General features: G+C 65.4%; 12 protein-coding genes. 8 read left to right on the top strand and 4 right to left on the bottom strand.

Annotated features, from left to right (window positions below; translation table 11 throughout):
* Positions 1-181 precede the first annotated feature (181 nt).
* The 4 genes from ASH04_RS09750 to ASH04_RS09735 are packed head-to-tail and all read left to right on the top strand — an operon-like array spanning position 182 to position 3,786.
* Complete coding sequence (locus ASH04_RS09750; protein WP_027497407.1) at positions 182-832, top strand: ABC transporter permease; 651 nt, start codon at positions 182-184, stop codon at positions 830-832.
* Positions 825-2,021 (top strand): ABC transporter ATP-binding protein, encoded by a 1,197-nt coding sequence (locus ASH04_RS09745; RefSeq protein ID WP_027497408.1) that lies wholly within the window; start codon positions 825-827, stop codon positions 2,019-2,021. Before ASH04_RS09750 ends, ASH04_RS09745 begins: the two co-directional genes overlap by 8 nt.
* On the top strand, positions 2,018-2,803 hold the full coding sequence (locus ASH04_RS09740; protein ID WP_027497409.1) for an ABC transporter permease: 786 nt from the start codon (positions 2,018-2,020) through the stop codon (positions 2,801-2,803). Before ASH04_RS09745 ends, ASH04_RS09740 begins: the two co-directional genes overlap by 4 nt.
* On the top strand, positions 2,803-3,786 hold the full coding sequence (locus tag ASH04_RS09735) for a glycine betaine ABC transporter substrate-binding protein (protein ID WP_027497410.1): 984 nt from the start codon (positions 2,803-2,805) through the stop codon (positions 3,784-3,786). Before ASH04_RS09740 ends, ASH04_RS09735 begins: the two co-directional genes overlap by 1 nt.
* Here the strand turns inward: ASH04_RS09735 and ASH04_RS09730 are convergent.
* The 3 genes from ASH04_RS09730 to ASH04_RS09720 all read right to left on the bottom strand — a co-directional run bounded on the left by ASH04_RS09730 (position 3,783) and on the right by ASH04_RS09720 (position 9,980).
* Complete coding sequence (locus ASH04_RS09730) at positions 3,783-6,830, bottom strand: bifunctional [glutamine synthetase] adenylyltransferase/[glutamine synthetase]-adenylyl-L-tyrosine phosphorylase (protein ID WP_057473401.1); 3,048 nt, start codon at positions 6,828-6,830, stop codon at positions 3,783-3,785. The genes ASH04_RS09735 and ASH04_RS09730 overlap by 4 nt on opposite strands.
* Positions 6,831-6,972: 142 nt before the next feature.
* On the bottom strand, positions 6,973-8,313 hold the full coding sequence (gene glnA, locus ASH04_RS09725; RefSeq protein WP_027497412.1) for a type I glutamate--ammonia ligase: 1,341 nt from the start codon (positions 8,311-8,313) through the stop codon (positions 6,973-6,975).
* A 101-nt stretch (positions 8,314-8,414) separates the two neighbouring features.
* The gene (locus tag ASH04_RS09720) at positions 8,415-9,980 is read right to left on the bottom strand and encodes an alpha/beta hydrolase (RefSeq protein WP_057473481.1); all 1,566 of its coding nucleotides are present in this window, start codon (positions 9,978-9,980) and stop codon (positions 8,415-8,417) included.
* 83 nt (positions 9,981-10,063) lie between these two features.
* Here ASH04_RS09720 and ASH04_RS09715 point away from each other — a divergent pair, with 83 nt between their 5' ends.
* From ASH04_RS09715 to pip, 4 genes are all read left to right on the top strand, one after another.
* Positions 10,064-11,788, top strand: coding sequence for an NAD+ synthase (locus ASH04_RS09715; RefSeq protein ID WP_057473400.1), 1,725 nt, complete (start codon positions 10,064-10,066; stop codon positions 11,786-11,788).
* A gap of 143 nt (positions 11,789-11,931) precedes the next feature.
* The gene (gene panB / locus ASH04_RS09710; protein ID WP_057473399.1) at positions 11,932-12,783 is read left to right on the top strand and encodes a 3-methyl-2-oxobutanoate hydroxymethyltransferase; all 852 of its coding nucleotides are present in this window, start codon (positions 11,932-11,934) and stop codon (positions 12,781-12,783) included.
* A gap of 41 nt (positions 12,784-12,824) precedes the next feature.
* Positions 12,825-13,274 (top strand): hypothetical protein, encoded by a 450-nt coding sequence (locus ASH04_RS09705; RefSeq protein WP_200937305.1) that lies wholly within the window; start codon positions 12,825-12,827, stop codon positions 13,272-13,274.
* A 1-nt stretch (position 13,275) separates the two neighbouring features.
* A complete protein-coding gene (gene pip, locus ASH04_RS09700; protein ID WP_057473398.1) occupies positions 13,276-14,232 on the top strand; it encodes a prolyl aminopeptidase in 957 nt (318 codons plus the stop codon).
* On the opposite strand, the gene ASH04_RS09695 is transcribed toward pip, so the two are convergent.
* Positions 14,222-15,667: an RNB domain-containing ribonuclease gene (locus ASH04_RS09695; RefSeq protein WP_057473397.1), complete on the bottom strand. Its 1,446-nt coding sequence runs from the start codon at positions 15,665-15,667 to the stop codon at positions 14,222-14,224. The genes pip and ASH04_RS09695 overlap by 11 nt on opposite strands.

Genomic DNA, 15,667 nt, shown 5'->3' with positions numbered 1-15,667 from the left:
CCCGTCGATAGTCCACGAACGCCCGACCGGGCTGACCCGGTCGGGCGTTCGCGGTTCGAATGGGCTTGTCGCCGAAGCCATTTCGTCGTTTCGCTGCAAAAGGGTTCACCTGACGTTTGAATGGGTAACGACGGGGTACAGAAAAGCATCCGCGCTCAGCCGAACAGAGGACTACAACTGCATGGACGCTCTGTGGGACTTCATTGTCGGGCGGCGAAGGCAGTTGGCGATCGATTCGTATCTCCACGTGTCGGCCGTCATTCAATGTGTCGTCATTGCAACCGTCATCGGGGTGGCGATCGGTGTGCTCGTGTACCGAAGCCCTGCGGGCTCCGCAGTCGCGACGGCCCTGGCGAGTACGGTTCTCACCATCCCGTCGTTCGCACTGCTCGGAGTTCTCATTCCGGTGCTGGGTCTGGGCGTCAAACCCACTGTGACAGCACTCGTTCTGTACTCGCTTCTCCCCATCATCCGCAACACCGTGGTGGGCTTGGCAGCCGTCGATCCGGCCGTTGCCGACGCGGCTCGCGGAATCGGAATGAGCCGCGCTCTGGTGTTGCGCCGCATCGAGATCCCACTCGCGTGGCCGTCGATCCTCACCGGCATGCGCGTCAGTACGCAGATGGCCATGGGCATTCTCGCCATCGCCGCGTACGCCAAGGGTCCCGGACTCGGCAACCTCCTCTTCTCGGGCCTCGCCCGCGTGGGTAGCCCCACAGCTCTACCGCAGGCTCTGACCGGCACTGTCCTGATCGTCCTGCTGGCGTTGATCCTCGATGGGATCTACGTGTTGATCGGCAAACTGACCACCTCGAGGGGTATCCGTGAGTGACTCGACCCGTACATCGAATGTCTCCGGCGCGGAAATCGTGCTCGAGAACGTGACCAAGAGCTACCCGGGGCAGAAGCTCGCTGCCGTCGACAACGTGTCGATGACCATCCCCGCGGGCGAGGTCGTCGTACTCGTCGGGCCGTCCGGTTGCGGCAAGACGACGACGATGCGCATGATCAACCGTCTGATCGAGCCGACATCGGGCCGCATCACGATCGGTGGCAAGGACGCACTGTCGATCGATCCGAACGAGTTGCGCCGCACCATCGGTTATTCCATTCAGCAGGCAGGCCTGTTCCCGCACATGACGATTGCGCAGAACGTCGGGATGGTGCCGGGTCTCATCGGGTGGAACAAGAAGCGAATCGACGACCGCACGGACGAGATGCTGGACCTCGTCGGCCTCGATCCGGCGGTCTATCGCCAGCGTTATCCGCGGCAGCTCTCCGGCGGTCAGCAGCAACGCGTCGGAGTCGCACGCGCTCTTGCCGCCGATCCCCCGGTGCTGTTGATGGACGAACCGTTCGGTGCCGTCGACCCCATCACCCGCGGGTTGCTGCAGGACGAATTGATGCGTCTGCAAGCAGAATTGGGCAAGACCATCGTTTTCGTCACGCACGATTTCGACGAGGCGGTCAAGCTCGGTGACCGCATCGCCGTGCTCGGTAACCAGTCCACGATCCTCCAGTACGACACCCCCGAGGCGGTGCTCGCCAACCCGGCCGACGACACCGTGGCCGGGTTCGTCGGAGCCGGAGCCGCGTTGAAGCAGCTGACGTTGATGCGAGTACGCGACATCGAGCTGTCCGACGTGCCGGTGTTCGGCGAGGACGACTCGGTGGAGTCGATGAACTCCGCGCTGGGATCGGATCCCGAAGCCTGGGGAATCATCGTCGATTCCCGTAGACGCCCGATTCGGTGGACGGATCGACGCCACCTCGCGGGTGTGGGGAGCCTCCGTGACGTCGGGGTGCCGATGGGAGAACTGGTGTCGACCCAGTCGACCCTGCAGGATGCTCTGGAAGCTCTACTGTCCGAGGGCAATGCGACGGCGACCGTCACCGGCAATCGCGGCGAGTACGTCGGCACCGTGACCATCGACGTGCTGATCGACACCATCAAGTCGTTGCGGTCGCAACACGCGAACGATCACGACGAGCCGCGCGAAGCTGCTGGGACTCCGTCGTGACGACACTCGCCGATACCGGCGACGAGACCAAGGACGCCGCGCGTACTGCCAAGCGCGCCGAGCGAATTCGTCTTCTCATCCAGCCGGCCCTGGTGCTGGTGATCGTGGCGATTCTGTTGGTCTACGCGTTGACCAGAGACCTCACCGCGACGCAGGCCGAGACGATCAACATCAGCACGATCTCCACCAGGGTTCTCGAGCATGTGCTGATCACCTTCGTCGTCACCGCGTTGGTGCTCGTCATCGCCGTGCCTCTGGGAATTCTGCTGACTCGCAACGGGTATCGCAAAGCTGCACCACTGTTCATCGGTATCGCGAACATCGGGCAGGCCGCACCGGCCGTCGGCTTGCTGGTGTTGTTGTTCCTGTGGACGGGCGCAACGGGTTTCTGGACCGGCGTTCTCCCGATCGCGTTCTATTCGTTGCTCCCCGTTCTGCGCAACACCATGTTGGGCTTTCAGACAGTCGAGCCGAACTACATCGATGCCGCTCGCGGACAGGGCATGTCGAACATGGGCATTCTGCGCCGCATCGAATTTCCGCTCGCGGTTCCGTTCATCCTGGCGGGTCTGCGCACCTCGCTCGTGCTCGCCGTCGGCACCGCAACTCTGAGCTTTCTCGTCGGAGCAGGCGGGCTCGGCGTTCTGATCGACACCGGCTACAAGCTCAACCAACCACTCATTCTCGTCGTGGGTGCCGTTCTCGCGGTAGCACTCGCGCTGTTGGTGGATTGGCTGGGCGCACTCGCCGAGGCCTACCTCGGACCGAAAGGACTCCGCTGATGCGGCGCACCACCCGACGACTCGCAGCGCTGTGCGCCACCACCGTTCTCGCGCTGACGGGGTGCGGATTGCAGTCCGGCGGCGCGATGCCGTTGTCGGTCGAGGCCGGCAGCATCACTCCGCTCGAGGGGCTGGAAGGTGCCGAGTTCACCGTCGGATCGAAGGACTTCACCGAGCAGATCATCCTCGGCTACATCCTCGAATTCGCGCTGAGCGCAGCCGGTGCCGACGTTCGAGACCTCACCAACATCGTGGGCTCGCAGAGCGTTCGACTCGCGATGCAGAACGGCCAGGTGGACCTCGCCTACGAATACACCGGAACCGGGTGGATCAACTACCTGGGCAACGAGAAGCCCATTCCCGATGCCACGGAACAGTTCGAGGCAGTGCGCGACGCCGACAAGGCCAACGGCATCGACTGGGTCAATCCCGCGCCGATGGACAACACCTACGCGCTGGCCATGAATCAGCAGGTCGCGCAGGAGACCGGTGTGCGCACGCTGTCGGACTACGCCGCTCTGGTGAACCGAGATCCCGCCGCCGCGTCGCTGTGCGTCGAGACCGAGTTCAACAGTCGCCAGGACGGACTCCCCGGCCTCGCCGCCACGTACGGTTTCGACGCCAACGCCATCTCGGTGCAGATTCTGCAGACCGGCGTCATCTACCAGGCAACCGCGGACGGTTCGCAGTGCCGATTCGGTGAGGTGTTCACCACCGACGGCCGAATCAAGGGCCTGAACCTGACCGTGGTCGAGGACGACAAGGCGTTCTTCCCGCGATACAACGCGACTGTCGTCGTGCGGCAGGAGATCGCCGATCGCTATCCGGAGATAGCCGAGGTCACCGCGCCCATTTCCGCTGCGCTCACCAACGAAGCGATCTCGGAGTTGAACAAGCAGGTCGACATCGACGGCCGGGAACCCGCGGACGTAGCACGTGACTGGATGGTCGAGCAGGGCTTCGTCACCGCGGGCAGCGACTAGAGCCCGCCGAACGTCCTCTCCACGACCGCCTTGGCCCGACGCGTGACGCGCAGGTAGTTGTCGAGGAATGCCCCGGCGTCGCCGTTCTCCCACCCCGCCACCTGTGCGACGGCGGACAGGACGGCACCCGGTCTCGGCAGTTGGTCGGTCGGCTTACCGCGAACCAGGACGAGCGCGTTGCGCGCTTTGGTCGCCAGGATCCACGCTTCGCGCAGCAGCTCGATGTCGGTCTCACTCATCAGCTCGGCTGCGCCGATCGCGTCGAGAGTTTGTAGCGTCGAGGTGTTGTGCAGTGACTCGACCTTGTGTGCGTAGCGGAGCTGGATGAGCTGTACGGTCCACTCGATGTCCGCCAGTCCCCCGCGTCCGAGCTTGGTGTGGGTGGCCGGGTCGGCTCCCTTGGGGAGACGCTCGGAGTCGATCCGCGCCTTGATACGCCGAATCTCACGGACGGCGTCGGCGGACACTCCACCCTCGGGGTAGCGAACCTTGTCGGCCATCAGCAGGAAGCGGATGCCCAGGTCCTGATCTCCCGCCACCTGATGCGCACGCAGCAGAGCTTGTACCTCCCAGGCCTGCGCCCACTGGGCGTAGTACGCGGCGTAGGACGACAGCGTGCGCACCACCGGGCCGTTGCGACCTTCCGGGCGGAGGCCGGTGTCGACTTCGAGAGGCGGGTCGGTGCTCGGCGCTCCAAGCAGTTTCCGGATGCGATCGGCAATGGTGTTGGCCCACTTGACCGCAACGGTCTCGTCGATGCCGTCCACCGGTTCGCAGACGAACAGCACGTCGGCGTCGCTTCCGTAGCCGAGTTCGCCGCCGCCGAGGCGTCCCATGCCGATGACGGCCAGCGTCGCCGGTGCCGGTTCGCCACGCTCCTTCTCACTCGCCCGCACAGCGGCCGCCAATGCCGCGTTGATCACTGCGGCCCACACCGAGGACAACGCCCGGCAGACCTGAGGGACGTCGAGCATGCCGAGGATGTCTGCCGACGCCACCCGGGCCAGTTCGTGGCGGCGCAGCGCCCTGGCGGCATTGATCGCCCGAACCGGGTCCTCGTAGCGAGCCGAGGACGACAGGATGGCGCGGTAGGTCTCTTCGGGTTCGGCGTCCAGCAGGCGCGGGCCGGTCGGCCCGTCGGCGAACAACCTGATGACCTCGGGGGCCTTGATCAGCAGATCCGGCACGTACGCCGAGGATCCGAGGACGATCATCAGCCGCTGGGCCACCGCACCCTCGTCGCGCAGCACTCGCAGGAACCACGTCTGCTCGCCGGCCGATTCCGAGAGCCGTCGGTAGTTCAGCAGTCCGGCGTCGGGATCCGGTGTGTCGGCGAGCCATTCGAGCAACGTCGGCAGCAGCACGGCCTGAATCTGACCGCGGCGGGTACCGGAACCGACCAGCGCTCGCAGGTGGCCCAACGCATTCTGCGGCGTCGCGTACCCGAGCGCGGCAAGCTGACGCGTCGCCGCGTCGGGGGTCAAACGCACTGTCTCCGAGTCGAATTTGACCACCGAGTCGAGCAACGGTCGGTAGAAGAGCTTGGCGTGCAGCCGACGGATGCGCTGCGCGTTGCGCTTGATCTCGGCGTTCAGCACACCGAGCGCATCGCGGTTACCGTCGGGGCGCATGTGCGCGGAACGCGCGAGCCACCGCAGACCTTCCTCGTCGTCCGGTGGAGGCAGGGTGTGTGTGCGACGCATCCGCTGCAACTGCAGTCGGTGCTCGATCAATCTCAAGAATTCGTAGGACGCGGTCAGGTTCGCGGCGTCGTCACGGCCGACGTACCCGCCCTCGGTCAGAGCCGTCAGTGCATCGGTCGTGCCCAGTACGCGCAACGACTCGTCTGTTCTGCCGTGCACCAATTGCAGGAGCTGGACGGCAAATTCGACGTCGCGCAGACTGCCGCGTCCGAGTTTGATCTCCCGTTCGCGCAGCTCGGTCGGCACCATCTCCTCGACCCGTCGCCGCATCGCGCGGACCTCGGGCACGAAGTCCTCACGCTGACTGGCCAGCCACACCATCGGATTGACGGCATCGACGTAATCGTTGCCGAGGGCGATATCGCCGGTCATCGGCCGAGCCTTGAGCAGGGCCTGGAACTCCCACGTCTTGGCCCAGCGCTTGTAGTAGGCCACGTGCGAGTCGAGCGTGCGAACCAGCTCGCCGCGCTTACCTTCGGGGCGAAGCGCAGCGTCGACCTCGAAGAACGCCGAGGACCCGATGCGCATCATCTCGCCGGCGATCCGACTCGCCTGTGAGTCCGCCGGCTCGGCGACGAACACGACATCGACGTCCGATACGTAATTGAGTTCGCGCGCACCGCATTTGCCCATGGCGATGACGGCCAGCCGCGTCGGACACGGGGCATCGGGACACACGGTCGCCACCGCCACCGACAGAGCCGCAGTGAGCGCCGCGTCTGCCATGTCGGACAGTTGAGCTCCCACCACCGTGTACGGCAGAACCGGTTCGTTCTCGACGGTCGCGGCGAGGTCGTAGGCGGCCAACACCATGATCTGGTCGCGGTACTTCTTGCGCAGGGCGATCACGGCGGGCGGGCCGGTGACGGACGCCCGGTACAGATCGGGTGCGGCATTGGGCCCGGTCTCCGGCTCGGCCCCGACGGCCTCGAGCAGTTCTGCGACCAGCGTTGCCTTGCTGGGCAACTGGATCTTCGCCGACACTCCGCTGCTCTGACCTTCCGCGGTCAGTAACAACCGCCAGGTGGTGTCGTCGGCAACGAGGTGGTCGGCGAGCGCACTGGACGCGCCGACGAGTCCCAGGAGGCGGCCGCGGAATCCCTTGTCGTTACGCAGTGCGGCGTCGAATTCGGCCCAGCCACTGCCGAGCATCTCGTACATGCGCACCAGCGTGCGCAGTGCGAGATCGGCATTGGGGGCACGCGAGAGCGACCACAGCAGCTCCAGACTCTCTTCGCCCGTCCAGCCCAGGGTGCGCAGATCGGACGGCGCAGTCTCCTCGACGAGACCGAGGCGGCCAGGTCCGGGTACGACCGACCTGGAAGTGGGAGGACGCACCATCAGAATCCACCTCGGGGTGCCACAGATATACCTCGTCGTCAGTAATGCGACGCGAGGGTGCCCACGCCGGCATCGAACCTACATTCGGGATCGACTAGAACGTAGCCCATGGCAGCGGTGGGTTGTTACAGACCCCGCTGCTCTACAAACCGAGGTACGCCCTCAGCTCGTACGGCGTGACGTGGCTGCGGTATTCCTCCCACTCGCGACGCTTGTTGCGCAAGAAGAAGTCGAACACGTGCTCGCCCAGTGCTTCTGCGACCAGCTCGGAACCCTCCATCGCGTTGAGCGCTTGGTCGAGGTTGCCCGGCAGTTCCTTGTAGCCCATGGCGCGACGCTCCGCGGAGGTCAATGCCCACACATCTTCCTCGGCCTCGGGAGGAAGGGTGTACCCCTTCTCGATTCCGCGCAGGCCTGCCGCGAGCAGCACCGCGAACGCGAGATACGGGTTGCAGGCCGAATCGGGGCTACGAATCTCGACGCGTCGCGACGACGCCTTGTTCGGGGTGTACATGGGCACACGAATCAATGCCGACCGGTTGGCCGGTCCCCAGGATGCAGCGGTCGGGGCTTCGCCACCACGCACGAGACGCTTGTACGAGTTGACCCACTGGTTGGTCACGGCACTGATCTCGTTGGCGTGCTCGAGGATGCCGGCGATGAAGGACTTGCCGGTTTCGGACAGCTGCATCGGATCGTCCGGGTTGTGGAAGGCGTTGGCGTCGCCCTCGAACAAACTCATGTGCGTGTGCATCGCCGAGCCGGCCTGGTCGCTGAACGGTTTGGGCATGAACGTCGCGCGCACGCCCTCTTCGATGGCGACTTCCTTGACCACGTAGCGGAAGGTCATGATGTTGTCGGCCATGGACAGTGCGTCCGCGTACCGCAGATCGATCTCCTGCTGGCCCGGCGCTGCCTCGTGGTGGCTGAACTCGACCGAGATGCCCATCGACTCGAGCGCGTCGATGGCATGCCTGCGGAAGTTCGGAGCCGAGTCGTGCACGGCCTGGTCGAAGTAGCCGCCGTTGTCTGCCGGGGTCGGCGGTGAGCCGTCCTGGGGAGCGTCTTTGAGCAAGAAGAATTCGATCTCGGGGTGCACGTAGCAGCTGAATCCGAGGTCGGCAGCCTTGCTCAGCTGGCGACGCAGCACGTGGCGCGAATCGGCCCAGGACGGCGAGCCGTCGGGCATGGCGATGTCGCAGAACATGCGGGCAGAGTGCTGGTGACCCTTGCTGGTCGACCACGGCAGAATCTGGAACGTCGACGGATCCGGCTTGGCGACGGTGTCGGCCTCGGAGACGCGGGCGAATCCTTCGATGGCGCTGCCGTCGAAGCCGATTCCCTCGTCGAATGCACCTTCGAGTTCAGCGGGCGCGATGGCCACCGATTTGAGGTACCCGAGGACGTCGGTGAACCAGAGGCGGACGAAACGAATGTCGCGCTCTTCGAGAGTCCGGAGCACGAATTCCTTTTGACGATCCATGAACGCGAGAGTAAGCAAACGGAGTTAAATCTGTGTTACATCGTGAATTCAGTCTCACTTCGTGGAACTCTCCGCTCACCGCGCGCCCGGTGAGGTACGTGTCAGCAGACCAGCCCTTCGCCTGGTGGGGCGAGGTCCACGAGGTAGTTCGTCAGCGGATCGTCGATGCACTCGACTCCCGAGAACGCCACCGTGTGTTGGGTGCCGTTGTAGGTGACCAGGTCGCCGCGCAGCTGGTCGGCCAGTTCGACGCCCGCTTGGTAGGGCGTCGCCGGATCGTTCGTCGTCGAGACCACCACCAGCGTGGGCAGCCCCTCCACCTCCACGATGTGGGGCTCACTGGTGTTCGGCACCGGCCAGAAGGCACACAGATCCAGCGGCGCGTTCCCGGTGGAGCGGCCGTCGTCGAGGTACGGCGCTGCCGCTCGGAACCTGGCGTCGGCCTCGTCGGCCTCCCCCCGGTCGGTGGTCGGCGGGCCGTCGACGCATCGGACGGCGTTGAACGCGTCGTCGATGTTGGTGTAGCTACCGTCCTCGAGCCGTCCGGAGTAGGTGTCGGCGAGGCGCAGCAGCGTGTCTCCCCTGCCCTCTCGCAGTTCGCTCAGTCCGGCGCGCAGCAATCTCCAGAGCTGCGGTGAGTACAGCGCCTGTTGCGCTCCGGTGATCGCGTCGTCGTAGCTCAGTCCGCGCGGATCGGTGGTGTCGGCGGGCGTGTCGACCAGCGGGTCGACCAATGTCCGGAACTGCGCCACGGCCTGGGACGGATCGGTTCCGAGCGGACAGGTGTCCGTCTGCGTGCAGTCCGCAGCGAACTGGTCGAACGAAGTCTGGAACGCCGCACCCTGGGCGACGGCCTCGTCGACGGGCGATTGGTCGGGATCGAGTGCTCCGTCGAGCACCATGGCCCGGACGTTCGACGGGAACGCCTCGGCGTAGGCGGTACCGATGCGTGTCCCGTACGAGTACCCGACGTACGTGAGCTTCTCGTCGCCCAACACTGCGCGGATGACATCCATGTCGCGGACGACTTCGCGGGTGCCGACGTGTTCGAGCACGTCGGCACCGGTGCGTTCGACACATTGCGCCGCGTAGTCACGATGATCGGCTTCGGTGGCGGCGATCCCTTCCGGGCTGACGTCGACGTCCGGTTCCCGACGCTCGTCGTCGACTCCCTCGGACGTCAGGCAGCGCACTTCGGGTTCGGAGGCCCCGATCCCACGTGGGTCGAATCCGATGCGGTCGAACCGGTCGGCGATCGGGGTGCCGTCGGCTTGCTCGGCGAGATAGAGCCCCGACGATCCCGGACCGCCCGGGTTCATCAGGATCGACCCGATCTTCTCCCCCGTCGCCTGTGTCCGAGAGATCGCGATCTCGATGGTCTTGCCGCCCGGATCGGCGTAGTCGAGTGGCACGGTCACTCGGGCGCACTGGACTGTGTCGCCGAGTTCGGACCCATCGGTGTTGTAGGACTCGCACGATTCCCACTGCAGATTCTGGGTGTAGAACGCCTCGAGCCCAGCAGGAACAGGACCGGCCGGAGCCGAGAACGTGGAGTCGGACGCGGTGGACGGATCGGGGTCGGCACCGGGCCCGGGCGCGGAGCAGCCGGCGAGGACGAGGGCGACTGCGGACAGTGCCACGACCGACGTCGTGGTGCGCGTTCTCATGAGTCGATCGTGCCAGGTCTTTCCCGCCACACTCCATTCTCGCTGCCCGGCAGGGACGGCCGTCGAGCACTAGCGTCTACACGGTGCAGGCCCTCAGACTCGCCCTCGCCCAGATCAATCCCGTCGTCGGCGATCTCGGAGCGAATGCGGCGGCGATCGTCGAATGGACCGTCCGTGCCGCCCATGACGGTGCCAACGTGGTCGTGTTTCCGGAGATGGCCCTGACCGGGTATCCGGTCGAGGATTTGGCGCTGAATCCGTCGTTCGCCGCGGCATCGGCGCGGGCACTGACGGGGCTGGCGGAGTCCCTGGACCGAGCGGGGTGCGGCGACCGCATCGTCGTGGTCGGGTATCTCGACCGCGATGTCGAGGGCTCGAGAAACAGCGCGGCGGTGATCGTCGACGGCCGGGTCGCAACTCGGTACGACAAGCATTCACTGCCCACCTACCGGGTGTTCGACGAGGCACGTTATTTCGCGCCCGGCTCCCGGTTGAGCATCGTGACGGTCAACGGCGTGCGACTCGGACTCGTTGTGTGCGAGGACATCTGGCAACCCGGCGGATCCGTGGCCGCCTACGCCTCGGCCGGAGTCGATCTGCTGCTGTGCCTCAACGCGAGCCCCTTCGAGCAGGGGAAGGACACGATTCGCCACTCTCTCGTCCAGCGCCGAGCCACCGAGATCGGGACCCCCATCGCGTACGTGAACGCGGTCGGCGGTCAGGACGAGCTGGTGTTCGACGGGGGAAGTCTCGTGCTCGGTCCCGACGGCTCGACGTGGGGCCGGGCTCCGCAATTCGTCGAGCACTTGCTGATCGTCGACGTGGATGCCCCCACGGATCCGGTCGCGGACTCCCCCGCGGTGGCGGGCTGGACCATCGATCGCGTCGCTCTGCCCGACGTCGCGATCAGCGGCTGGCAGCGCACCGAGCCGTCCCTGGCTCAGCCCCTGGGCGTCGAGGAACAGGTGTGGGGCGCGTTGGTGACCGGGTTACGAGATTACGTGCACAAGAACGGCTTTCGTTCGGTCACCCTCGGTCTGTCCGGTGGAATCGATTCGGCGGTCGCCGCCACCATCGCCGTCGATGCCCTCGGCGCTGACGCGGTGTACGCAGTGTCGATGCCCTCGGAGTTCTCCTCGGAGCATTCGCGCATCGATGCCGAGGATCTCGCCGCGCGCACCGGCATTCACTTTCGAACCGAACCGATTTCCCAGCTGGTCGCCGGCTTCGTCGACCAGCTGCACCTGACCGGCGTGGCCGAGGAGAACGTCCAGGCGAGATGCCGGGGAATCGTGTTGATGGCGCTGTCCAACACCTTCGGTCATCTGGTCCTTGCCACCGGGAACAAGTCCGAACTGGCGGTGGGTTATTCGACGATCTTCGGCGACGCGGTCGGCGGCTTCGCACCGATCAAGGACGTGCCCAAGACGCTGGTCTGGGGATTGGCGCGCTGGCGCAACGAGTCCGCGATCGACCGCGGAGACGTCCCGCCGATCCCCGAATCGAGCATCGACAAGCCGCCCTCGGCCGAGCTTCGGCCGGGTCAGCTCGATACCGATTCACTGCCCGACTACGACACCCTCGACGCCATCCTGTTTCGGTACGTCGACCACGATCAGGGCGTCGCAGACATCGTCGCGGCGGGTTTCGACGCGTCCGTCGTGGCGGACGCCGTGCGCAAGGTGGACATGGCGGAATACAAGCGGCGGCAGTATCCGATCGGCACCAAGGTCACCTCGCGGGCGTTCGGACGCGATCGCCGGATGCCGATCACGGTCGGGAGGGGCGCGTACGAGCCCCCGATGTGACGATCAGCTGTTGCCGTGACTGTGACAAATTGCACTCCCTACCAGCATTCCTGCGACGGAAGGGCGGTGGCAGACTGGGGACGTCATCACACCCCATCCCGGGGACCCGCCGCGCGGGCCTCGAGGACCAGAAAGGGACAAAGATGTCCGAAAATGCTGTGTACGGCGGTTCCTCAACCGAATCTCCGGCGACCGCGCTGACCCGCAAGACCCGTACCCACCATCTGCTGCAGATGAAAGCAGAGGGTGAGCGTTGGGGAATGCTCACTGCGTACGACTACTCCAGTGCCCGCATCTTCGAGGAAGCCGGCGTGCCTGTGCTTCTCGTCGGTGACTCTGCGGCCAACGTCGTGTACGGCTACGACACCACCGTGCCGATCACCGTGGACGAATTGCTTCCTCTCGTACGTGGAGTGGTACGCGGCGCACCGCACGCGCTCGTCGTCGCAGATCTGCCCTTCGGTACCTACGAAGCCTCACCGCAGCAGGCACTCGAAACCGCTGTTCGTTTCATGAAGGAAGGCCTCGCGGGCGCGGTGAAGCTCGAGGGCGGCGAGCGGGTCGCACCGCAGATCGCCGCCATCACCGCTGCCGGTATCCCCGTCATGGCTCATGTGGGATTCACCCCGCAGAGCGTCAACACTCTCGGCGGATTCCGCGTTCAGGGTCGCGGTGACGCGTCCGAACAACTCGTCGCCGACGCCATCGCCGTACAGGAGGCAGGTGCCTTCGCCGTCGTCATGGAGATGGTCCCCGCCGACATCGCCGGCCAGGTCACCCGCAAGCTCACGATCCCGACGGTCGGAATCGGAGCGGGCAACGAATGCGACGCTCAGGTTCTCGTGTGGCAGGACATGGCCGGATACACCAACGGCAAGACCGCCAAGTTCGTCAAGAAGTTCGCCGACGTGGGCGATTCGCTGCGCACCGCAGCCACCACGTACATGTCCGCGGTGCGCTCGGGAGTCTTCCCCGGACCCGAACACAGCTACTGACCGTCGTCGTCTGATCCCGGTTCGGATGGCACACTCGGGCCATGACAATCAGACGGGGTACGACGTCCATTGCAGGACGAAGCGCAGTCGCACTGGCCGGTGCGGCTGCGCTTCTCGCCGTAGCGGGGGCATGCAGCACCGACACGACCAATACGGGTTCGTCGTCGACCACGACGACCGCTCCGAGCACGACGGTGGCGACGACGACTCCTGCGGGAGCAGCTGTCACCGATGCCCAGAAGCAGCAGCTGTGCACCGATCTCGAGGCGCAGCTGTCGAATTGGCGCGTGCAGGGCCCCACTCTCGGTCGCGGCGGTCTGAACATTCTGGTGCAGACCTGGGCTGCGCAGAGCGGCGTCATCAATCTCCAGGTGGTGCAGAATCGCGCGCTCGTCGACGACATCACGAAGGAAACGTGCTCGGACGTGCGGGACGAGGCCATCCGCTCCCTCGACATCCCGGATCTGGCCTCCGGTCTGGTCGGTTTCTAGGATGCGCACCCTGTACCCGGAGAACGAGCCCGTGGAGACCGGTCACCTCGACGTCGGCGAAGGGCAGCAGATCTACTGGGAGATCTCCGGCAACCCCGATGGCGAACCAGTGGTGTTCGTGCACGGCGGTCCCGGCGGTGCCACCAATCCGCTGCAGCGTCGCTACTTCGATCCGCAGGTCTACCGCATCGTGTTGTTCGATCAGCGAGGCTGCGGGCTGTCGACCCCACATATTGCCGACGGGGCAGATCTGTCGGTCAACACCACCGATCGCTTGATCTCCGACATGGAAAAACTCCGCGAGCACCTGAACATCGACACCTGGTTGGTGTTCGGCGGATCCTGGGGCTCCACGTTGTCGCTGGCCTACGCACAGACGCATCGCGAGAGGGTACGAGGACTCGTGCTCCGAGGAATCTTCCTCGTCCGGCCGTCGGAGATCGACTGGTACTACCGCGGCGGTGCCGGACACATCTTCCCGGACCTGTGGGAGGAGTTTCTCGCCCCCATTCCGGAAGGCGAACGAGACGGGGATCTGGTCGAGGCATATCACCGACAGCTGATGTCCGAGGACGACGCTGCCGCGACCCGGGCCGCGGTGGCGTGGTCGTCGTGGGAGGCAGCGACGAGTTACCTGCTCCCGAAACCCGATGCTGTACAGCATAATTCGGATGCGCGTTTCGCTCGCGCCTTCGCCGGAATCGAGAATCACTACTTCCGCAACGGGTGCTTCCTCGAAGAGAACCAGTTGCTACGCGACGCGCACCTGCTCGACGGTATTCCTGGTGTGATCGTGCAGGGCCGCTACGACGTGGTGTGCCCGGCCACGAGCGCGTGGGCACTGCACAAGGCCTGGCCGAGTGCAGATCTGGTGATCGTCGACGATGCCGGCCATTCTGCGGCCGAGCCGGGCATCGTCCACCACCTGGTCGAGGCTACCGACCGCTTCAGGCCGTGACAGGCGGATAGTCGAATCGGACTGTGCGCGAGTCGGTGTCGGCCCGAGTCAATCGGACCTGCACCGACTCCCCCGCAGGCGGCTCGCCGTCGCACTTGCCCATGACTATCGGTTCGGACACGAGCACCTCGGCGTCGCGCTTGCCCTCGGCACCGCGCAGCACCACTGCGTCGAACGTATGACCTACGCGATCTTCGAGCACGTGCGCTTCGGTCAGATCGATGCAGGCTCGGTCCACTTTCGATGCTGCAGAATCCGATCCACGCATGATCGCCGGTAGCTCCGGCAGCGCCTGCGCCGCCCACTCGGGGACGGGCACACCGGCGACCACGGCCAGACACACCTCGGTGGCGAACCGATCCGACAGCCGTCGCAACGGGGCCGTCACATGGGCGTACGGCGCTCCGATACCCGAGTGTTCGACGGAATCGTCGGTGCCGGGTGCATCGATGGTCGAGTTCGGGGTCCGACTGTCGAACGCCGAATAGTCCGCTCCCCGAAGCAATCCCGTGGCCTGAGTCATCATCGCCAGGGTCGACGGTTCGTCGGTGGGCAGGCCGGCGAGTACCGCGCCGGCGGATGCTCCGGCGGGCCACTCGATTCCGAGTGCGTTCGCGGTCTTCTTCAGGGTCTCGACGGCCTCGGGCGGTGCGGGCGGAAGCGTGCGTACGATGCCGATTCCGGCGTCGAGCATGATTCTGGCTGCGCACATGCCCGTCAGCAAGGACACCTCGGCGTTCCAGCCGTCGACTGCTGTTCGCGGTTGCAGAACGATTCGCCAACCGCGGCCGTCCGGAACCACTTCCTGCTCGGGGAGCGTGATGTCGATGGCTCCTCGACGTCTGGCTGCCTCCGCCCGTAGGTGTCCGAATTCGGCAAGGGCAGCGATCGACGGGTGCGGTGTGCCGGCGTTGAAGTCCGCTTGCACTCCCGCGTAATCGAGACGCGCGGTCGATCGCACGAGCGCCCGGGTGACGGTCCACGCCGCGGCTTCACCGACGTCGTCGAGTTCGATGGTCCACAGTGCAGCGCAGCGAGTCTGTCCCTCCAACAGGCTGCCCGAGCCCTCCGACAACTCACGTGGGTGCAACGGAACAGATCCGTCGGGGAGATAGTACGTCTGGCCGCGTCGGCGGGTTTCCACGTCGAGCGCTCCCCCCGGCATCACCAGCGCACCCACGTCGGCGATCGCGTAGTGCACCACCAAGCCGTTGGCCGTCTTCTCGATGTGTACGGCTTGGTCGAGGTCCTTCGAGCCGGGTGGGTCGATGGTGACGAAAGGAATGTCGGTGCGGTCGATTCTGCTGTCGGCGTGCAGGTCTCGGGCTTCGATCGCTTCGCGCATCACGTCTGCGTCGAAGACATCGGACAGACCGAACTCGGATCTGATGGACTCGAAATCGAAGTTCGGAGCCCTCAGCCGGGTGAGCAGCAC

This window comes from Rhodococcus sp. Leaf233, assembly GCF_001426165.1.
Classification (GTDB): domain Bacteria; phylum Actinomycetota; class Actinomycetes; order Mycobacteriales; family Mycobacteriaceae; genus Rhodococcoides; species Rhodococcoides fascians.
The sequence above is the reverse complement of the archived record's forward strand: the minus strand, read 5'-3'. Positions and strand labels throughout refer to the sequence as shown.